This is a genomic window from Pseudomonas asiatica, assembly GCF_009932335.1.
Taxonomy (GTDB): Bacteria; Pseudomonadota; Gammaproteobacteria; order Pseudomonadales; family Pseudomonadaceae; genus Aquipseudomonas; species Aquipseudomonas asiatica.
In genome coordinates this window covers 2660662-2681332 of record NZ_BLJF01000001.1, presented here as the reverse complement: position 1 = coordinate 2681332, position 20671 = coordinate 2660662, and the positions used below count along the sequence as shown (strand labels likewise).

The 20671-nt window shown below is 65.7% G+C and carries 16 protein-coding genes and 1 pseudogene; 14 read left to right on the top strand and 3 right to left on the bottom strand.

Going from position 1 to position 20671, the window contains the following annotated elements; translation table 11 throughout:
• Nucleotides 1–14 precede the first annotated feature (14 nt).
• From GYA95_RS12370 to GYA95_RS12330, 9 genes are all read left to right on the top strand, one after another.
• Nucleotides 15–2132, top strand: a complete 2118-nt coding sequence (locus GYA95_RS12370; RefSeq protein WP_015270768.1) for an acetate--CoA ligase family protein — start codon at nucleotides 15–17, stop codon at nucleotides 2130–2132.
• Complete coding sequence (locus GYA95_RS12365) at nucleotides 2125–3732, top strand: 5-guanidino-2-oxopentanoate decarboxylase (protein ID WP_015270767.1); 1608 nt, start codon at nucleotides 2125–2127, stop codon at nucleotides 3730–3732. Before GYA95_RS12370 ends, GYA95_RS12365 begins: the two co-directional genes overlap by 8 nt.
• Before the next feature lie 34 nt (nucleotides 3733–3766).
• A complete protein-coding gene (gene alr / locus GYA95_RS12360; RefSeq protein ID WP_015270766.1) occupies nucleotides 3767–4996 on the top strand; it encodes an alanine racemase in 1230 nt (409 codons plus the stop codon).
• A gap of 23 nt (nucleotides 4997–5019) precedes the next feature.
• Nucleotides 5020–6210 carry a pyridoxal phosphate-dependent aminotransferase gene (locus tag GYA95_RS12355; protein ID WP_015270765.1) on the top strand — a complete coding sequence of 397 codons (1191 nt, stop codon included), beginning with the start codon at nucleotides 5020–5022 and terminating at the stop codon, nucleotides 6208–6210.
• Nucleotides 6203–7618, top strand: a complete 1416-nt coding sequence (locus GYA95_RS12350; protein ID WP_015270764.1) for an aldehyde dehydrogenase family protein — start codon at nucleotides 6203–6205, stop codon at nucleotides 7616–7618. Before GYA95_RS12355 ends, GYA95_RS12350 begins: the two co-directional genes overlap by 8 nt.
• Nucleotides 7619–7661: 43 nt before the next feature.
• On the top strand, nucleotides 7662–8363 hold the full coding sequence (locus GYA95_RS12345) for an NAD(P)H-dependent oxidoreductase (RefSeq protein WP_015270763.1): 702 nt from the start codon (nucleotides 7662–7664) through the stop codon (nucleotides 8361–8363).
• A 437-nt stretch (nucleotides 8364–8800) separates the two neighbouring features.
• On the top strand, nucleotides 8801–9904 hold the full coding sequence (locus tag GYA95_RS12340) for a polyamine ABC transporter substrate-binding protein (RefSeq protein ID WP_161551401.1): 1104 nt from the start codon (nucleotides 8801–8803) through the stop codon (nucleotides 9902–9904).
• A gap of 34 nt (nucleotides 9905–9938) precedes the next feature.
• Entirely contained in the window at nucleotides 9939–11351 is a 1413-nt protein-coding gene (locus tag GYA95_RS12335; protein ID WP_015270761.1) for an aminotransferase, read from the top strand.
• Between the two features lie 53 nt (nucleotides 11352–11404).
• On the top strand, nucleotides 11405–12238 hold the full coding sequence (locus tag GYA95_RS12330) for a helix-turn-helix transcriptional regulator (protein WP_015270760.1): 834 nt from the start codon (nucleotides 11405–11407) through the stop codon (nucleotides 12236–12238).
• 165 nt (nucleotides 12239–12403) lie between these two features.
• Here GYA95_RS12330 and GYA95_RS12325 read toward each other — a convergent pair whose 3' ends face one another.
• Nucleotides 12404–13738, bottom strand: coding sequence for a D-serine ammonia-lyase (locus GYA95_RS12325; protein WP_015270759.1), 1335 nt, complete (start codon nucleotides 13736–13738; stop codon nucleotides 12404–12406).
• Nucleotides 13735–14613 (bottom strand): HTH-type transcriptional regulator CatR, encoded by an 879-nt coding sequence (catR, locus tag GYA95_RS12320; protein WP_015270758.1) that lies wholly within the window; start codon nucleotides 14611–14613, stop codon nucleotides 13735–13737. The genes GYA95_RS12325 and catR overlap by 4 nt, the downstream gene beginning before the upstream one ends.
• A 135-nt stretch (nucleotides 14614–14748) precedes the next feature.
• Between catR and GYA95_RS12315 the strand changes: the two genes are divergently transcribed.
• From GYA95_RS12315 to GYA95_RS12295, 5 genes and pseudogenes are all read left to right on the top strand, one after another.
• Nucleotides 14749–15876: a muconate cycloisomerase family protein gene (locus GYA95_RS12315; RefSeq protein WP_015270757.1), complete on the top strand. Its 1128-nt coding sequence runs from the start codon at nucleotides 14749–14751 to the stop codon at nucleotides 15874–15876.
• Nucleotides 15877–15924: 48 nt separating this feature from the next.
• On the top strand, nucleotides 15925–16215 hold the full coding sequence (gene catC / locus GYA95_RS12310) for a muconolactone Delta-isomerase (RefSeq protein ID WP_013973066.1): 291 nt from the start codon (nucleotides 15925–15927) through the stop codon (nucleotides 16213–16215).
• Nucleotides 16216–16389: 174 nt separating this feature from the next.
• Nucleotides 16390–16758, top strand: a pseudogene (locus tag GYA95_RS12305) (dioxygenase family protein); the annotation flags it as partial.
• A 116-nt stretch (nucleotides 16759–16874) separates the two neighbouring features.
• Nucleotides 16875–17369, top strand: a complete 495-nt coding sequence (locus GYA95_RS12300) for a GNAT family N-acetyltransferase (protein WP_015270756.1) — start codon at nucleotides 16875–16877, stop codon at nucleotides 17367–17369.
• A gap of 128 nt (nucleotides 17370–17497) precedes the next feature.
• Nucleotides 17498–19594 carry a putative bifunctional diguanylate cyclase/phosphodiesterase gene (locus GYA95_RS12295; RefSeq protein ID WP_043935690.1) on the top strand — a complete coding sequence of 699 codons (2097 nt, stop codon included), beginning with the start codon at nucleotides 17498–17500 and terminating at the stop codon, nucleotides 19592–19594.
• Between the two features lie 136 nt (nucleotides 19595–19730).
• Here GYA95_RS12295 and GYA95_RS12290 read toward each other — a convergent pair whose 3' ends face one another.
• Nucleotides 19731–20555, bottom strand: coding sequence for an aldo/keto reductase (locus tag GYA95_RS12290; RefSeq protein ID WP_015270754.1), 825 nt, complete (start codon nucleotides 20553–20555; stop codon nucleotides 19731–19733).
• Between the last annotated feature and the right edge of the window lie 116 nt (nucleotides 20556–20671).

Sequence of the window (20671 nt, the reverse complement as noted above, 5' to 3'; positions counted from 1 at the left end):
CGAGGAGAACACCCATGTCGCATTCGATTCGTGACAACCTCAAGCGCCTGCTGGCCCCCCGGCACCTGGCCTTCGTCGGCGGGCGCAGCATGGCGCGGGCGCTCAAGCGCTGCGCCGAAGGTGGCTTTGGCGGCGAGCTGTGGCTGGTCAACCCGCAGCATGACAGCCTCGAAGGTATCCCCTGTGTGGCGCGTGTGGCCGACTTGCCCCATGCCCCGGACGCGGTGTTCATCGCCACCAACCGCGAACTGACCCTGCAGTGCGTTGCCGAGCTGGCCGCACGCGGTGCCGGTGGCGCCATCTGCTATGCCTCGGGCTTTGCCGAAAGCGGCGAAGAGGGCCGCCAGCTGCAGCAGCGCCTGCTCGCCGCCGCCGGCAACATGGCCTTGCTCGGCCCCAACTGCTACGGCCTGCTCGACTACCTGCACGGCGCTGCCCTGTGGCCGGTGGCCTATGGTGGCCAGCAGGTGGAGAAGGGCGTGGCGATCCTCACCCAGAGCGGCAACTTCGCCTACAACCTGTCGATGAGCGACCGCTCGCTGCCGGTGGCCTACATGGCCTCGGTCGGCAACCAGGCGCAACTGGGCGTGGCCGAGCTGATGGACGTACTGCTCGACGACCCACGGGTAACCGCCATCGGCCTGCACCTGGAAGGCCTGAAGAACGTGCCGGGCTTCGCCCGTGCTGCCTGCAAGGCATTGCAACAGGGCACGCCGATCATTGCGCTGAAGACCGGCGTGTCGCAGATTGGCGCCGAACTGGCGCTCAGCCACACCAGCTCGCTGTCCGGCTCCGATGCCTTGTACGACAGCCTGTTCCAGCGCCTGGGCGTGATCCGCGTCAGTGGCCCGGTGAGCTTCGTTGAAACCCTCAAGGCCGCCGCCTGTGGGCGCCTGCCGGTGAATGGCGAGCTGATCGCCCTGGCTTGTTCCGGTGGCGATGCCGGCTTGATCGCCGACTATGCCGAGCGCAACCAGCTGGTCCTGCCGAAGCTCGCACAAGGGCAGGTGGCGCAGTTGGCCGAGGTGCTGCCGGCCTATGCCAACCTGGTCAACCCGCTGGACTTCACCACGGCCATCTGGGGTGATGCAGCGGCCCTGCAACGCATGCTCGACAGCACCCTGAGCGGCGCAGCCGACGCGGCCATGCTGGTGCTGGACTACCCGGCGGCGTTCACCGGCGAACGCAAGGAATGCGACCTGCTGCTGGCGCTGTACTGCGATGCGCTGGAGCGCCACGGCAAGATCGGCTTCGTCACCTCGGCATTCCCGGAGCTGTTGCCCGCCTGCGCGCGCGAGCGTTTGCACGCGCGTGGCATCGCCGCCCTGCAGGGTGTGGAGGATGGCCTGGCAGCCTGGGGCCGCATCGTCGCCTACCAGCGCAACCGCCAGCGGCTGCTGGAACAGGGTGAGGCCACGCGGGTGCCGCTGTGCCCGCAGGCCCTTGGCGGCGAGAGCCACCTGCTGGACGAATGGCAATCCAAGCAAGCCCTGCGTGCCTTCGGCCTGCCGGTACCGGCTGGGGTGCTGAGCACACCCGAGCGCGCCGTGGCAGATGCCGCCCGCGTCGGCTACCCGCTGGTATTGAAGGCGGTCAGCGCGCAACTGCCGCACAAGACCGAGGCCGGTGCAGTGGCGCTGAACCTGCGCGATGCCGCCGCCCTCGAGGTTGCGCTGGTGCAGATGCGCCAGCGCATCGCCGCCTACGCCCCGCAGGTAGCGTTCGACCAGGTGCTGCTCGAACCGATGGCCGAGCCGCCGCTGGCCGAACTGATCGTCGGCATCAAGCGCGAGCACGACTTCGCCCTGGCCCTGGTGATCGGTGCCGGTGGCGTGCTGGTCGAGTTGCTAAAGGACAGCGTCAGCCTGTTGCTGCCGACCACCGACGATGCCATCCGCAGCGCGCTGCTCGGCCTGCGCAGCGCCAGCCTGCTGCAAGGCTTCCGTGGCCGCCCGGCCGCCGACCTCGACGCACTGGTTGCGGCTATCCGCGCGGTGGCCGACTACGCCTGCGAAAACGCCGGGCAACTGCTGGAGCTGGATGTGAACCCATTGATGGTCGGTGCCCACGGCACCACCGCGGTCGACGCGCTGATCCGCCTCGGCCAGGCGCAAGGAGAACGACATGAATAAGCACACCCCGACCGCCGGCCAGGCGTTGGTGCGCCTGCTGGCCAACTACGGCGTGGAGACGGTATTCGGCATCCCCGGCGTGCACACCCTGGAGCTGTACCGCGGCCTGCCGGGCAGCGGCATCCGCCACGTGCTGACCCGCCACGAGCAGGGCGCCGGCTTCATGGCCGACGGCTATGCACGGGTAAGCGGCAAACCGGGGGTGTGCTTCGTCATCACCGGCCCGGGCGTGACCAATGCCGCCACCGCCATCGGCCAGGCCTACGCCGACTCCATCCCGATGCTGGTGATTTCCAGCGTCAACCACACTGCCAGCCTGGGCAAGGGCTGGGGCTGCCTGCACGAAACCCAGGACCAGCGCGCCATGACCGCGCCGATTACCGCGTTCTCCGCCGTGGCCCTGCGCGGCGACGACCTGCCCGAGCTGATCGCCCGCGCATGGGCTGTGTTCGACAGCGAACGGCCGCGCCCGGTGCACATCTCGGTGCCGCTGGACGTACTGGCCGCGCCGGTCAGCCGTGACTGGAGCAATGAGGTGGTGCACCGCCCCGGGCGCGGCCAGCCTTGCCGCGACATCCTTGACCAGGCCGCCGTGAAGCTGGTCGCCGCCAAGCGGCCGATGATCATTGCCGGCGGTGGGGCACTGCACGCGGCCGAGCAGTTGCAGCAGCTGAGCACCCGACTGGCAGCGCCATTGTTCACCAGCGTGGCCGGCAAGGGCCTGCTGCCAGCGGACGCACCACTGAATGCCGGCGCCAGCCTGTGCGTCGAGCCCGGCTGGCAGCTGATCAGCCAGGCCGACGTGGTGCTGGCAGTGGGTACCGAAATGGCCGACACCGACTTCTGGCGCGAGCGCCTGCCGATCAGCGGCGAGCTGCTGCGCGTGGACATCGACCCGCGCAAGTTCAACGACTTCTACCCCTGTGCCATTGCCCTGCACGGCGATGCCCGGCAAACCCTGGCCGGCCTGCTCGAGCACCTGCCAGCGCTGGACCGTGACCCGGCCCAGTCCAGCGAAGCCGTGGCCAACCTGCGCCAGGCCATTCGCAGCGGGCATGCGCCGCTGCAGGCCGTGCACCAGGCAATCCTCGACCGCATTGCCGCCGTGCTGCCCGACGATGCCTTCGTCAGCAGCGACATGACCCAACTGGCCTATACCGGCAACTACGCCTTCGCCAGCCGGGCGCCGCGCAGCTGGCTGCACCCCACCGGCTACGGCACCCTCGGCTATGGCCTGCCGGCCGGCATCGGCGGCATGTTCGCCAGCGACCACCAGCCAGGCCTGGTGCTGGTGGGCGACGGCGGCTTCCTCTACACCGCCCAGGAACTGGCCACGGCAGTCGAAGAACTGGACCGGCCACTGGTCGTGTTGTTATGGAACAATGACGCCCTTGGCCAGATCCGCGACGACATGCTCGGCCTGGACATCGAGCCGGTCGGCGTACTGCCACGCAACCCGGACTTCGTCGGCCTGGCCCGCGCCTTTGGTTGCACGGTGCGCCAGCCGCGTGATCTGGACGCGCTGCAGGCCGATCTGGCCAGCGGTTTCGCCACCCCCGGCGTCACCTTCATCGAACTCAAACACACCTGCGTCTGCTAAGCGGCAGACACAACGAACAACAAGAGAAATCACCATGCAATTCAGCCGTACCCTCCTGGCTGCATCCCTCGCTCTGCTGATCACTGGCCAGGCCCCGCTGTACGCCGCACCGCCCCTGTCGATGGACAACGGCACCGCCGCCCTGACCGCGCAGAACAGCAACGCCTGGGTCGAAATCAGTGCCGGCGCACTGCAACACAACATCCGTACCTTGCAGGCCGAGCTGGGCGGCAAGTCCAAGCTGTGCGCCGTGCTCAAGGCCGACGCCTATGGCCACGGTATCGGCCTGGTCATGCCGTCGATCATCGCCCAGGGCGTGCCTTGCGTGGCGGTAGCCAGCAACGAGGAGGCCCGCGTGGTCCGCGCCAGCGGCTTCACCGGGCAACTGGTGCGGGTACGCCTGGCCAGCCTCGGCGAAGTGGAAGATGCCTTGCAGTACGACATGGAAGAGCTGGTTGGCAGCGCCGAGTTCGCCCGCCAGCTCGATACCATCGCCGAACGCCACGGCAAGACCCTGCGCATTCACATGGCGCTCAATTCCAGCGGCATGAGCCGCAACGGCGTGGAAATGACCACCTGGTCCGGCCGGGGTGAAGCGCTGCAGATCACTGACCAGAAGCACCTCCAGCTGGTCGCGCTGATGACTCACTTCGCCGTGGAAGACAAGGACGATGTGCGCAAAGGCCTGGCAGCGTTCAACGAACAGACCGACTGGCTGATCAAGCACGCGAAACTTGATCGCAGCAAGCTCACCCTGCATGCCGCCAACTCCTTCGCTACGCTGGAAGTGCCGGAAGCGCACCTGGACATGGTGCGTACCGGTGGCGCGCTGTTCGGCGACACCGTGCCGACGCGCACCGAATACCAACGTGTCATGCAGTTCAAGTCGCACGTGGCGGCGGTGCACAGCTACCCGGCAGGCAACACCGTCGGCTACGACCGCACCTTCACCCTGGCGCGTGATTCGCGCCTGGCCAACATCACCGTGGGTTACTCCGATGGCTACCGCCGGGTGTTCACCAACAAGGGCCATGTGCTGATCAACGGCCACCGAGTGCCCGTGGTGGGCAAGGTGTCGATGAACACCTTGATGGTCGATGTCACCGACTTCCCCGATGTGAAGGGGGGCAACGAAGTGGTGCTGTTCGGCAAACAGGCCGGGGGGGAGATCACCCAGGCCGAGATAGAAGAAATCAACGGCGCGTTGCTCGCCGACCTCTACACCGTATGGGGCAGTTCCAACCCGAAGATTCTCGTCGACTGAACTGCCAATGAAGGGAGATTGCCATGCGCTACGCCAAGCTCACTCAACGCATCGCCGGCGACGGGGCTGCGGCCTGGGACATCCACTATCGCGCCCTGGCGCTGCAGGCCGAGGGTAGGGATATCCTGCTGCTTTCGGTGGGTGACCCGGACTTCGACACCCCCGCGCCGATCGTCGAGGCGGCCATCGACAGCCTGCGTTCGGGCCACACCCATTACGCCGATGTGCGCGGCAAGCTGGCGCTGCGCCAGGCCATCGCCAACCGCCACCGCCAGCGCAGCGGCCAGGCCGTCGATGCCGACCAGGTGACGGTGCTGGCGGGGGCCCAGTGCGCGTTGTACTGCGTGGCCCAGTGCGTGCTCGACCCGGGTGACGAGGTAATTGTCGCCGAGCCCATGTACGTGACCTACGAGGCGGTGTTCGGGGCTTGTGGCGCCAAGGTGGTGCCGGTGCCGGTCAAGCCGGAGAACGGCTTTCGCGTGTGCCCGCGTGACGTGGCCGCGCGCATCACCCCGCGCACCCGCGCCCTGGCCCTGAACAGCCCGCACAACCCCTCGGGGGCGAGCCTGCCGCGCGCCACCTGGGAGGCGCTGGCCGAGCTGTGCATCGCCCACGATCTGTGGTTGATCTCTGACGAGGTGTATAGCGAGCTGTTGTACGACGGCGAGCATGTCAGCCCTGGCAGCCTGCCGGGCATGGCCGAGCGCACCGCCACCCTCAACAGCCTGTCGAAGTCGCATGCCATGACCGGTTGGCGGGTGGGCTGGGTGGTCGGTTCGACCGAACTTGCCACCCATCTGGAAAACCTCGCCCTGTGCATGCTGTACGGTTCGCCGGACTTCATCCAGGACGCCGCCGTGGTGGCACTGGAGCAGCAGCTGCCGGAACTGGATGTCATGCGCGAAGCCTATCGCCAGCGTCGCGACCTGGTGTGCGAGCAGTTGGCCGACTGCCCGGGCATCAAGGTGCTCAAGCCCGATGGCGGCATGTTCGTGATGGTCGACATCCGCGAGACCGGCCTCAGCGCCCAGGCCTTCGCCGATCGCCTGCTCGACAGCCAGGGTGTGTCGGTGCTCGCTGGCGAAGCCTTCGGCCCCAGCGCTGCCGGGCATATCCGCCTGGGCCTGGTATTGGGTGACGAGGCCTTGGCCGACGCTTGCCGGCGCATCGCCCGCTGCGCCGCCGCACTGATGCAGGGGCAGGCCCATGCGTGAATATGCGCGGCTGTACATCGACGGCGCCTGGCAGGTACCGAGCGGGCAGGGCATGGCCGAGGTGATCGACCCGGCCACCGAACAGGCCATCGGCCGGGTGCCGCTGGGCGCCGAGGCCGATGTCGAACGGGCGGTGATGGCTGCGCGGCGGGCCTTCGATGGCTGGTCGCGCACGCCGTCCAGCGTGCGTGCCGGGTTCATAACGGCGCTGGCCGCACAGCTGAAGAGCCGCGCGGCGGAAATGGCCTCGGTCATCACCGACGAGTTGGGCATGCCGGTGCAGTGGTGCCAGGCGGTACAGGTGGAGGGCCCGATTGCCGGGCTGGAGCAGTACGCCGAACTGGCCGGGCTGATGGATGAGGTGCGCGAAGTCGGCAACTCGCTGGTGTACCGCGAGGCCGTTGGCGTGTGCGCGTTCATCAACCCGTGGAACTACCCGCTGCACCAGATGATCGGCAAGCTGGCGCCGGCCCTGGCCGCCGGCTGCACGGTGGTGGTCAAGCCCAGCCAGGAAACACCGCTGCATGCATTCCTGCTGGCCGAGATGATCGAGGCCATCGGCCTGCCGGCCGGGGTGTTCAACCTGGTCAGCGGGCCGGGGGCCAAGGTTGGCGAGGCCCTGGCCCGGCACCCGCAGGTGGACATGGTGTCGTTTACCGGCTCCACCGGCGCCGGGGTGCGCGTGGCCCAGGCGGCCGCGCCGACGGTGAAGCGGGTGTGCCTGGAGCTGGGCGGCAAGTCGCCGCTGCTGATCACCGCCGACGCCGACCTGCACGCGGCGGTGCGCCATGGCGTGCAGGACGTGATGATCAACTCAGGGCAGACCTGCACGGCCCTGACCCGCATGCTGCTGCCGGCCAGCCGCTACGCCGAGGCGCTGGAGATTGCCGAGGCCGAGACCCGTTCGCTGGTCATGGGCGACCCGCGTGACCCGGCCAGCTTCCTCGGGCCGATGTGTTCGGCAGGCCAGCGGCGCACCGTGCTCGACTACATTCGCCTGGGCCAGGAAGAGGGCGCGCGCCTGCTGTGCGGCGGTGATACGCCGGCCGGCTTCGAGCGCGGCTTCTACGTGGCGCCGACCTTGTTCGCCGATGTCGACAACCACATGCGCATCGCCCAGGAGGAAATCTTCGGCCCGGTGCTGTGCCTGATCCCCTATGCCGACGAGGCCCAGGCGCTGGCCCTGGCCAACGATTCGCCGTTCGGCCTGTCCAGTGCGGTGTGGGCCGGTAGCCGTGAGCACGGCCTGGCCCTGGCGCGGCAGATACGCGCCGGGCAGTGCTTCATCAACGGTGGCGGGTTCAACTACCAGGCACCGTTTGGTGGCTACAAGCAGTCGGGCAACGGGCGTGAGTGGGGTGAGGAGGGCCTGGCGGAGTTCGTCGAGGTGAAAGCGGTGCAGTGCTGAGCCACAGCTGGAAGACAACCCGTTTTGTGTGAGGAGAATGTTTGTGAATGTACTGATCGTCCACGCTCACCCCGAGCCGCAATCGTTCACTGCTGCCCTGCGTGACCAGGCCGTGGAAACCTTCCGCGCCCAGGGCCACCAGGTGCAGGTCAGCGACCTGTACGCCATGGGCTGGAACCCGGTGGCCAGCGCCGATGACTTCAGCCAGCGCGAGAACCCCGAGTACCTGGTGTATGCCCTGGAGCAGCGCCAAGGGGTCAAGCGTGGCGCCATTGCCGCGGATATCCGGCAGGAGCTGGACAAGCTGCTGTGGGCCGATTTGCTGGTGCTGAACTTCCCGATCTTCTGGTTCTCGGCGCCGGCCATGCTCAAGGGCTGGATCGACCGGGTGCTGGTGTCGGGGGTGTGCTATGGCGGCAAGCGCTTCTACGACCAGGGCGGTTTGGCGGGCAAGAAAGCGCTGGTGACCGTGACCCTGGGCGGGCGCGAGCACATGTTTGGCGACGGGGCGATTCATGGGCCGCTGGAAGACATGCTGCGGCCGATCTTGCGCGGCACGCTGGCCTACGTGGGGTTCGAGGTGTTACCGCCGTTCGTGGCCTGGCATGTGCCGTACATCAGTGACGAGGCGCGGCAGGCGTTCTTGCAGCAGTACCGGCAGCGCCTGGAGCAGCTCTCGGACGACCAGCCACTGGTGTTCCCGCGCCTGGAGCAGTTTGATGAGGCGCTTTACCCGCTGGCGTGATTGACTGTTCTGGCCCAATCGCCGGCAAGCCAGCTCTCATAGAACAACACATGACTCATTGGTTCGGCGAGGTTCTGTAGGAGCAGCCTTGTGCTGCGAAGAGGCCGGGGCTGACAAAGCCTGTCTATTGGCTGTACCGGCCTCTTCGCAGCACAAGGCTGCTCCTACAAAGGACGCGTCAGACGAGCGATATTGGTTCTCTGCGCGAAAGCGCAGCCCAAAGGGCTGGGCAATCTCCCACAGGGAAATCACAGGGCTTCAGGACTGTGGAGGACCTGTGGGAGCTGGCTTGCCGGCGATTGAGCCTGTGGCCTTCATACAAAATTCACCGGCAAAAAAAGCGACCACCCACACATTCGGGGTATGTCCCCCTTCGGCAAATCCCTCGATAGTGCCCCCATCGGCTCGATCCCGAGCACTCACACGATGGAGTTGCCATGCGCAAGGTACTGAAGGTGATTGGCGGTCTGCTGCTGGCGTCTGGCGCCAGCCTGGCCCAGGCGGCAGAGGTGGACAGCGGTAACACGTTGCGGTTGTACAACTGGACCGACTATATCGGCGAAACCACCCTGGCCGACTTCGAGAAGGCCACCGGCATCAAGGTCATCTACGACACCTTCGACGGCTACGAAACGGTGCAGACCAAACTGCTCACCGGCCGCTCCGGCTACGACCTGGTCATGCTCAACGCTTCCCTGGTCCCCCCGCTGATCAGCGCCGGGGTGTTCCAGGCGCTGGACAAGCGGCAACTGCCCAGTTGGCACAACCTCGACCAGCAGGTGGTGAACAACCTGCAAGGCTACGACCCCGGCCTGAAATACTCGGCGCCCTATACCTGGGGCAGCTCGGGGGTGACCTACAACGTCGACAAGATCACCGCGCGCATGCCCGATGCCCCCATCGGCTCGCTGGCCATGCTGTTCGACCCCAGGATCGTCTCGCGCTTCGCCGACTGTGGCGTCACCCTGATGGACGCGCCGACCGAAGTCATCCCGCTGGCCCTGCAGTACCTGGGCAAGGACCCACGCAGCGCATCACCGGCCGACCTCAAGGCGGCCGAACAACTGCTGCTGGGCATTCGCCCGTACATTCGCAAGTTCGATTCGGTCAACTACCTCACCAGCCTGCCCAACGGCGATGTCTGCCTGGCCCTGACCTGGTCCGGCGACTACGCCACCGCCCAGGCCCGCGCGGTGGAAGCGAAGAAGGACATCAAGCTGTCGTTCTTCATCCCCCAGGAAAGCTCGCTGATCTGGTTCGACAACCTGTACATCCCCAAGGATGCGCCGCACGCGGCCAATGCCCACCGCTTCATCGAGTTCCTGCTGCAGCCGCAGACCATGGCCAAGGTCACCGACTACATCCACTACGCCAACAGCAACGCCGCCGCCACGGCGCTGGTGCGCGACGAGATCCGCCAGGACCCGGCCATCTACCCCGACGCGCAAACCCGCGAGCGCCTGTTCGCGCAGAAAACCCAGAGCCCGAAGGACATGCGCGCCATCACCCGGGTCTGGAGCACGGTCAAGACCGGTTTCTGAACACTGCCCAACGATCACTGCCAAGGAGCTGCCCATGGCCACCCCAAGCAAAGCATTCGCCATTGCCCACGACCCGCTGGTGGAAGCCGACAAGGCCCACTACATGCACGGCTACCACGTGTTCGACGAGCACCGCGAGCAAGGCGCGCTGAACATCGTTGCCGGCGAGGGCGCCTACATCCGCGATACCCACGGCAACCGCTTCCTCGATGCAGTCGGCGGCATGTGGTGCACCAACATTGGCCTGGGCCGCGAGGAAATGGCCCTGGCCATCGCCGACCAGGTACGCCAGCTGGCCTATTCCAACCCGTTCTCCGACATGGCCAACGGCGTGGCCATCGAGCTGTGCCAGAAGCTTGCGCAGCTGGCGCCGGGTGACCTGAACCATGTGTTACTCACCACTGGCGGCTCGACCGCGGTCGACACTGCCTACCGGCTGATCCAGTACTACCAGAACTGCCGTGGCAAGCCGCACAAGAAGCACATCATCGCCCGCTACAACGCCTACCACGGCTCCACCACGCTGACCATGTCGATCGGCAACAAGGCCGCTGACCGGGTGCCGGAGTTCGATTATCACCACGACCTGATCCACCATGTGTCCAACCCCAACCCGTACCGCGCCCCGCACGACATGGACGAGGCCGAGTTCCTCGACTTCCTGGTGGCCGAGTTCGAGGACAAGATCCTTTCGCTGGGGGCCGACAACGTGGCGGCGTTCTTCGCCGAGCCGATCATGGGCTCGGGCGGGGTGATCATTCCGCCCACGGGCTACTTCCAGCGCATGTGGCAGCTGTGCCAGACCTACGACATCCTGTTCGTCGCCGACGAAGTGGTGACCTCGTTCGGGCGCCTGGGCACCTTCTTCGCCAGCGAGGAACTGTTCGGCGTAACCCCCGACATCATCACTACCGCCAAGGGCCTGACCTCGGCCTACCTGCCGCTGGGGGCGTGCATCTTCTCCGAGCGCATCTGGCAGGTGATCGCCGAGCCGGGCAAGGGCCGCTGCTTCACCCACGGCTTCACCTACAGCGGCCACCCGGTGTGCTGCACTGCGGCGCTGAAGAACATCGAGATCATCGAGCGCGAGCATTTGCTGGAGCACGTCAAGGACGTTGGCGGCTACCTGGAACAGCGCCTGCAAAGCCTGCGCGAGCTGCCGCTGGTGGGGGATGTGCGCTGCATGAAGCTGATGGCCTGTGTCGAGTTCGTTGCCGACAAGGCCAGCAAGGCCCTGTTCGCCGACGAGGTGAACATCGGCGAACGCATCCACAGCAAGGCCCAGGCCAAAGGGCTGCTGGTGCGGCCGATCATGCACCTGAACGTGATGTCGCCGCCGTTGATCATTACCCATGCGCAAGTGGACGAGATTGTCGAAACCCTGCGCCAGTGCATCATCGAAACCGCGCGCGAACTCACGGCGCTTGGCCTGTACCACGGCCGATGAACCTGGCGCAAAGGGCTGTGCGCGGGCGTGCCTGGCAGGCTAGACTGCCGGGCATGACCCAGGCCTCTCCCGACACCCCGCTTACCCTTTCACTGGGCGCGCTGCAGCAATGGCATGCGGCGCTGCAGCGCGCACTGGCCCACAGCGAAACGCCCGAGGCGCTGGCGCATGTGGCGGCCGCCATCGGCCAGTTGGTGCAGGTGGAATCGATGATGATCAGCCTCGAGTGCCAGGGGCGGGCACCGCAATTGCTGTACCAGCAAGGCATCCCCGACCTGCACCGCGCCGCCGTGCTGGAGCGCTACTTCACTGCCGGCTACCTGCTCGACCCGTTCTGCCTGGCCGTGCAGAGCGGCCTGGCCGAGGGCTTCTACCATCTGCAGGAAATCGCCCCGGACAATTTCTTCGACAGCGACTACTACAAGGCCTATTACCTGGGTACCGGTTGCAGTGAAGACAGCTACTACATCGCCGACCTCAGCGCTGGGCGCAAATTGTCACTGAGCCTGTTCCAGGGTTGCAGCGGTACGCGGCTGAGTACGGGGCAGATCGACCTGCTGCGTGCGCTGGAGCCGATGGTACGTGAACTGCTGGGGCGCTACGCCCGGCACCATCTGGAGCCCGGCCCCGCTTCGGCGGAGCGTGGTAGCCTGCAGGCGGCGTTCGACAGTTTCGGCTGCCAGGTGCTGACCGACCGTGAGCGGGAGGTGGCGCACATGATCTTGCGTGGGCATTCGGTGAAGTCCACCGCGCTGGAGCTGGGCATCTCGCCGGAAACCGTGCGCATGCACCGCAAGAACCTGTACCTGAAGCTGGAGATCAACTCGCAGTCGGAGTTGTTTGCGCGGTTTATCGACTGGCTGCGCGGTGATCGCCTTGCGATCTAGCAGCAAAGGAGCAACTGCCTTGCTCAATATCTGAAAGCTGGCGGGGTCCCTGTGGGAGCGGGTTCACCCGCGAAGGAAGCGACGCGGTGCAGGGCACCGGCTTCGCCGGTGTTCGCGGGTAAACCCGCTCCCACAGGTACAGCGCTGCCCCCCCCCCAATAATCCTCAGCCCCTCCCTTTGGCCAGATAGGCCGCAAACTCTGCCTCCGGCACCATGCTGCCACCGGTCCCCCAGACCAAATGCGTGGCCCTTTGCATGCGCCCGGCCGACAGGCCCATGCGCGCCAGGTACTCAGGCGCTTCAAGCACCCTGACCATGCCCGGCATCCCCGCCAGCGCCGAAGGCTCCAGCCGCGCATTCTCCTGGTCATGGGCCAATACCAACAGCCGGTACAGCGCCTCGTCGTTGACTGTGTAATAGCCATCGAGCAAACGCTGCATCGCCTTGCCGACAAAGCCGGAAGGGCGGCCCACCGCCAGGCCGTCGGCGGCGGTCAGGTTGTCGATGCCGAAATCCTGCACGCTGGTGGCGTCATGCAAACCGCTATACACCCCCAGGAACATGCACGGTGAGTGGGTGGGCTCGGCGAAGATGCAGTGCACATGGTCGCCCCAGATCAGTTTCAGGCCGAACGCCACGCCACCGGGGCCACCGCCGACCCCACAGGGCAGGTAGACGAACAAGGGGTGCTCGGCATCTACCTTGATGCCCGCGGCTTCGAACTGGGCGGCCAGCCGCTCGGCCGCCACTGCATAGCCGAGGAACAGGTGTGGCGAGTTCTCGTCGTCGACGAAGTAGCAGCCCGGGTCCGCCGCCGCCTGCTGGCGCCCTTGCTCCACCGCCACGCTGTAGTCGCTTTCGTACTCGACCACGTTCACGCCATGGGCGCGCAGCTTGTCCTTCTTCCACTGGCGGGCATCGGCCGACATGTGCACGGTGGCCTGGAAGCCAAGCCTGGCGCTCATGATGCCGATCGACAGGCCGAGGTTGCCGGTCGAGCCGACCGCAACCTTGTACTGGCTGAAGAATTGCCGGGCCTGGTCGCTGGCCAGTTCCCGGTAATCGCTGTCGAGGCTGATCAGGCCGGCCTCCAGGGCCAGGTCTTCGGCATGCTTGAGCACTTCATGAATACCGCCGCGGGCCTTGATCGAGCCAGAGATCGGCAGCTCGCTGTCGGCCTTGAGCCAGAGTGAGCCGCTGGCAGGCAGGCCAGCTGCCTGCAGCAAGGTGGCGTGCAGTTTGGGCAGCGGGCGCAGTGGCGACTCGATGATGCCGCCGGTGGCAGCGGTATCCGGGAACACGCTGGCCAGGTAGGGGGCAAAGCGTGCCAGGCGGGCACTGGCAGCACTGACATCGGCGGCGCTCAAACCGACGTCGGCCAGGGCCTGGGCGGCAGGGGCAATGTGCGGGTTGAACCAACGGGTTTCGCGCAGGGCCACCAGGTCGTCGATCAGGGGGTGGGAGCTGCACCATGCTTGCAGTGTCTTGCCGTGAATCATGCTGTTTTTTCCTGTTGTGCAATCAATGTCAGGCAGCGCTGCACGATCGGGCTCACATCGCCCTTGCGTCGGCTGAGGATGATCGGGCTGACGGCGCCGTTGTCGTGCAGGCTTACATATTCGATATCGGTGCGGTGCTGCTGTTGCACCGACGCCGGCACCAGGGTCACGCCTACGCCGACGGCCACCAGACCGATGGCGGTCTGCAGTTCGTTGGCCCATTGGCTGACGCGGATGCTCATGCCGTGGTGGGCGAACAGTGCCAGCACATGGTCGGCATAGCTGGGCCGCGGGTTGGCCGGGTAGAGGATGAACGCCTCGCCAGCCAGCTGGGCAAGTGTAAGCGGGCTGCTCGCCAGCGGGTGACCCTTGGGCAATACCGCCACCAGCGGGTCCTCGCACAGCACTTGCTGGTGAATGGCCGGGTCATCAATGCGAATGCGCCCGAAGGCGATGTCGATGCGCCCGCTTTTCAGCGCCTCCACCTGCTGCAGCGTGGTCATCTCGTTGAGGCCCAGTTCCAGCTCGCTGTCCTGGCGCAGCTCGCGGATCAGCTCCGGCAGCACCTTGTACAGGGTCGACGGGGCGAAGCCGATCCCCAGCCACTGGCGCTGGCCCTGGCCGATGCGACGGGTGTTGTCGCTGATGTTCTGCAGCTGCTGCAGCACGGTACAGCTCTGTTCGTAGAAGAAGCGACCCGCCTCCGTCAGCCGCAGCGGGCGCTCGCGCACTACCAGCAAGGTACCGAGCTGGTCCTCGAGTTGGCTGATCTGCCGGCTCAGCGGCGGCTGGGCAATGTGCAGCAGCTCGGCGGCGCGAGTGAAGTTCAGGGTTTCGGCCAGGACCTTGAAGTAACGCAAGTGGCGCAGCTCCATCAGACCTCCAGGGTATGGTGGGAGATTCATTCGATATTGGACGGCTATCAGGGTCTCGCGCAATCCTTGAACAAGCAAGTAAATGCACCACTCGGGCCTGCGGCTGGCAGCCCGAAACAACGGGACCTGGCAACAATGACAAGCGTGCTGATTGAACGTATCGAGGCAATTATCGTCGACCTGCCGACCATTCGCCCGCACAAGCTGGCGATGCACACCATGCAGCAGCAGACCCTTGTGGTATTGCGTGTTCGCTGCAGTGATGGCGTGGAAGGCATCGGCGAGGCCACCACCATCGGCGGCCTGGCCTATGGCTACGAAAGCCCGGAGGGCATCAAGGCCAACATCGATGCGCACCTGGCGCCGGCGCTGGTTGGCTTGCCGGCTGACAACATCAACGCCGCCATGCTCAAGCTGGACAAGCTGGCCAAGGGCAATACCTTCGCCAAGTCGGGTATCGAAAGCGCCTTGCTCGATGCCCAGGGCAAACGCCTGGGCCTGCCGGTCAGCGAACTGCTGGGTGGCCGCGTGCGCGACAGCCTGGAAGTGGCCTGGACCTTGGCCAGCGGCGATACCGCCCGCGACATCGCCGAAGCCCAGCACATGCTGGAGATTCGTCGGCATCGGGTGTTCAAGCTGAAGATCGGCGCCAACCCGTTGGCCCAGGACCTCAAGCACGTGGTGGCGATCAAGCGCGAGCTGGGCGACAGCGCCAGCGTGCGGGTCGACGTCAACCAGTACTGGGACGAATCCCAGGCCATCCGTGCCTGCCAGGTGCTTGGCGAAAACGGCATCGACCTGATCGAGCAACCGATTTCGCGTATCAACCGCAGCGGCCAGGTGCGCCTGAACCAGCGCAGCCCGGCACCGATCATGGCCGACGAGTCGATCGAAAGCGTCGAGGACGCCTTCAGCCTGGCTGCCGACGGCGCGGCCAGCATCTTCGCCCTGAAAATAGCCAAGAACGGCGGCCCGCGTGCCGTACTGCGTACCGCGCAAATCGCCGAGGCTGCCGGCATCGCCTTGTATGGCGGGACCATGCTCGAAGGCTCGATCGGCACCCTGGCTTCGGCTCATGCCTTCCTGACCCTGCGCCAGCTCACCTGGGGCACCGAGCTGTTCGGGCCGCTGCTGCTGACCGAAGAAATCGTCAACGAGCCGCCGCAATACCGCGACTTCCAGCTGCACATTCCACGCACCCCAGGCCTGGGCCTGACCCTGGACGAACAGCGCCTGGCGCGCTTCGCCCGTGTTCGCGGGTAAACCCGCTCCCACAGTGTTCGCGCCAAATCAGAGAAAGGAGAAACCAGCATGCTGTTCCACGTGAAGATGACCGTGAAACTGCCGGTCGACATGGACCCGGCCAAGGCCGCCCGGCTCAAGGCCGACGAAAAGGAACTGGCCCAGCGTCTGCAGCGCGAAGGCACCTGGCGCCACCTGTGGCGCATTGCCGGGCACTACGCCAACTACAGCGTGTTCGATGTACCCAGCGTCGAGGCGCTGCACGACACCCTGATGCAGCTGCCGCTGTTCCCGTACATGGACATCGAAGTCGACGGCCTGTGCCGGCACCCCTCGTCGATTCACAGCGACGACCGCTGAGTCGCACCTGTCTACCTGACAAGAACAAGATGAGGCAAGCACGATGACCGTGAAAATTTCCCATACTGCCGATGTTCAGGCGTTCTTCAAGGAAGTGGCCGGCCTGGGCCATGCCGAAGGCAACCCACGCTTCAAGCAGATCATCCTGCGTGTGCTGCAGGACACTGCACGCCTGGTTCCATCGTGCCGTCGGGGTACGGTTGCGATCCGCAGGGACCAACCCAGGAATGCCTGGACCTGCTCGGCCGTCACGGCCAGCGCCCGGCGCATGTGCACTTCTTCATCTCTGCGCCCGGGCACCGGCACCTGACCACGCAGATAAACCTGGCCGGCGACAAGTACTTGTGGGATGACTTTGCCTATGCCACCCGTGACGGGCTGGTCGGCGAGCTGCGCTTTGTCGAGGATGCTGCGGCAGCGCGTGCTCGCGGCGTAGAGGGTGAGCGCTTTGCCGAGCTGGCGTTCGACTTCCATCTACAGGCGGCCAAGGCGCCAGACGCCGAGGCACGCAGCCACCGCCCGCGCGCGTTGCAAAACAGTTGAGCCCTATCAATCGATGACTGGTTTTTGCCTGGGCCTTTCCGTGCGGGGAGGGCCTGGGCTTTTTGCTGCCAGGGGCGGTTGATCTAGAATCCGCCTTTTTACCCGAGCCCCTCACCATGCTGCCCATCGAATTGTTGGCAACCACTGCCGACCAGGCCCCGCTGATTCGCAACCTCTATCAGTTCTACGCCTACGAGTCCTCGGACTGGGAGCAGGAAGACGTCGAAGTGGACGGCCGCTTCTATATCCATGACGAGCACCTGCAACGTTACTGGGGGGCCGATGGCTGGGGCGCGTACCTGGTGCTGGCAGACGGTTTCATCGCCGGTTTCGTGCTGGTCGAACGCAGCGAGCTGCCGGGCATCGACGCGTTCGAACTGGCTGACCTGTTCATCCTGAAAAAGTACCGCCGACAGGGCATCGGCCGGGCGGTGGCATTGCAACTGCTGGGCGGCGAGGGCGACTGGCTGATGCGCTGCTACGCACAGGACATGCCTGCCGTGGCCTTCTGCAATGCCGTGCTGGCCGAGCTGTCGCGCCCGGCGCAGCCCATAGCCCTGGATGACGAACCGGGCTTGCTCAATTTCCTGGTCACGGGCGCCCGCCATTGAGGGGGTTGCCAGCCTTCGTTCGCTAATTGAAGGGATCGTGGCTTTTTGTGAGCTACTTCACAAAGTCGTCGTCGAAGGCATAATGCCACCAATCCTTTTCATGCCTTTCGAAGGCCCAGGTAAAAGTCATGTCGCTAGTCGCAAGCCCCGACATCATGTACCGGCTGTTGATCCAGAGCGTGGTGGACTATGCCTTCTACCTGCTCACCCCCGAAGGTATCGTCGCCAACTGGAACCCCGGCGCCCAGCGCGCCAAGGGCTACCTGGCCGAGGAAATCGTCGGCAAGCACTACTCGTTGTTCTACACCGATGCCGAGCGCGCCGCCGGGCTGCCGGCGCTGAACCTTGAGCAGGCCCGCAGCACCGGGCGCTTCGAAGAGATCGGTTCGCGCCTGCGCAAGGACGGCACGGTCTTCCATGCCCATGTGGTGATCGACGCGGTGTACGACGATGCCGGGCAACTGGTGGGTTTTGCCAAGGTAACCCGCGACATTTCCGAGCGTCACCGGCAAGAGCTGGAACTGCTGCAGGCCAAGGAGCTGGCCGAGCAGTACAGCCAGGAAATGGCCAAGCTGTCGCAGTTCCTTGATTCGGTGATTGCCAACATCCCCGCCAGCGTCATTGTCCAGGACCTGGAGAGCCAGCGCATCCTGCTGGCCAACCAGCAGGCCGAACGCCTGTTCGGCGGGCCGCAGCGCAGCATGATCGGGCAGTTGCCCGGCGAGTGCCTGGCACCGGGCGTTGCCGGTTACCTGGAACAGCAACTGGCCCGTGGCGCCCGCAGCACCAAGGGGCATGCTGCCGAAACCCGGGTCGACACGGCCTGTGGCCCGCGCACCCTGCGCAGCCGCACCTTGCTCAGCCAGAACCGTGAAGGCCAGGCCGACTATGTGTTGTTCGTTGCCGAAGATGCCACCGAAGAGCTGGCCGCCCACGCGCAGATCCACCACATGGCGCACCACGATGCGTTGACCGGGCTGCCCAACCGCACCCTGTTCAACGAACGCCTGCGCCAGGCCCTGGTGCGTGACAGCGAGCACGCCAAGCTGACCGCTGCACTGTGCCTGGACCTGGACAACTTCAAGAACATCAACGATTCGCTGGGCCACGCCTTTGGCGACAAGCTGCTGCGCGCGCTGGGCAAGCGCCTGCGCCGCGAACTGCGCGAGCACGACACCCTGGCCCGCCTGGGCGGCGACGAGTTTGCGGTGGTGCTGACCGGCCTGGAAGGCCGGGAGGCCGCATGCAACACTGCGCAGCGCCTGATCAACGCGATCTGCCCACCGTTCCAGATCGAGGGTCACCAGTTCACTGTTGGGGTGAGCATCGGCATTGCCATTGCGCCGGAAGACAGCGACCAGGCCGAGCAACTGCTGGGCTACGCCGACATGGCGCTGTACGAGGCCAAGCGCAACGGTCGCAACCGCTACGAGTGCTTCAGCGTCGAACTGGACGTCGCCGCCCGCCAGCGCCGCCTGGTGGAAACCGACCTGCGCACTGCGCTGCACCTGGGCCAGTTGCAGCTGCACTACCAGCCGGTGGTCGACCAGCAGACCAGCAGCGTTACCGGCTATGAGGCGTTGCTGCGCTGGGAGCACCCGACCCGTGGGATGGTCATGCCCATGGACTTCATCCCCATCGCCGAGGAAACCGGGCTGATCCACGAACTGGGCAACCGGGCGCTGAACCTGGCCTGCCAGGAGGCGGCCAGCTGGGACAGCGAGCAGACGGTGTCGGTCAACCTGTCGGCGGTGCAGTTCAAGAATGCCAACCTGGTGCACACCGTGGCCCTGGCGCTGGCCGACTCCGGCCTGCCGCCACAGCGGTTGGAACTGGAGGTCACCGAGTCGGTGCTGCTGGGCAACAGCGAGGAAAACGTGCGTACCCTGCGTGCACTGAAGGACCTGGGCGTGTCCATTTCGCTGGACGATTTCGGCACCGGGTACTCCTCGCTGGGTTACCTGCGTTCGTTCCCGTTCGACCGGATCAAGATCGACAAGTCGTTCGTGCATGACATGTGCGACAGCCGCGAGGCGATGTCGATCATTCGCGCCATTACCGACCTGTCCAACAGCCTGATGATCAAGACCACGGCCGAGGGGGTTGAGTCGGAGGAGCAGATGCGCCGGTTGGTGGCGGAGGGTTGCTCGCACTTCCAGGGTTACCTGTATGGGCGACCGGCACCGGCGAACGAGCGGTTGAAGCAGGTCGTGACGCTGGCATAGTGCCCGTTGGCCTGCCGCGGTCTCCTGTAGGAGCGGCCTTGTGTCGCGACAGGGCCGCAAAGCGGCCCCGGCGATATCAGCGGCGCAGCTGAAAATGTGGGGCCGCTGCGCGCCCCTTCGCGACACAAGGCCGCTCCTACAGGTTCCAGTCCGGCGCAAACGGCGGGCTCACCACCCGCTGGTCCTTCGGCAACCCGGCGATCGCCGCGCGGTCCTCGTCATCCAGTTGCACGTTCGACGCCGCCAGGTTGGCCAGCTGGTTCTCGCGGCTGCCGGCCTTGGGGATCACCGCCACGCCGTCCTGGTCCAGCAACCACTTCAGCGCCACCTGGCTGGGCAGTACGCCATGCTTGCGGGCGATCGCCTGGATCACCGGCTGAGCCGCCGCCTGCCCACGGGCCAGCGGGGTGTAGGCGGTGAGCAGCAGGTCGTGGCGGCGGGCGTAGTCCAGCAGCGGTTGCTGGCCGAGCAGCACGTGGTATTCCACCTGGATCGCCGACAATGGCGCGCCCAGGGTTTCCACCACCTGGCGCAGCAGCCCCAGCGGGAAGTTGGCCACGCCGATGCTGCGCGCCTTGCCCTCGTCACGCAGGGCCACCAGGGTTTCGATGCTGCGGGCCAGGTCCCAGTCCTGGCTGGGCCAGTGGATGTGGAACAGGTCGACCTGCTCGGTACCCAGGGCGCGCAGGCTGTCCTCCAGCGACTGGCGCATGGCCTTGGGCGCCAGGCGATCCCACCATACCTTGGTGGTCAGGTGAATCTGCTCGCGCGGTACATCGCTTTCGCGCAGTGCCTGGCCGACGGCGGCTTCGTTGTCATAGGCAGTGGCAGTGTCTATGTGCCGGTAACCCAATTCAAGCGCCTGGCGCACGGCCTGGGTGCACTCGCTGCCGGTCATTGGCCAGGTGCCCAGGCCGATCGCGGACAGGGCCAGGCCGTTACGGGTGGTGAGCCTTTGCATGTAAATTCCTTGTAGGGTGTGCAGGGTTCGCATTCGATGGTCGGCGATCAGCACGGTACGGGCCATGCGCGTGGGGCGGAAAGTGGTCGATCAGCGAACAGAAATTGCAGTCGGCC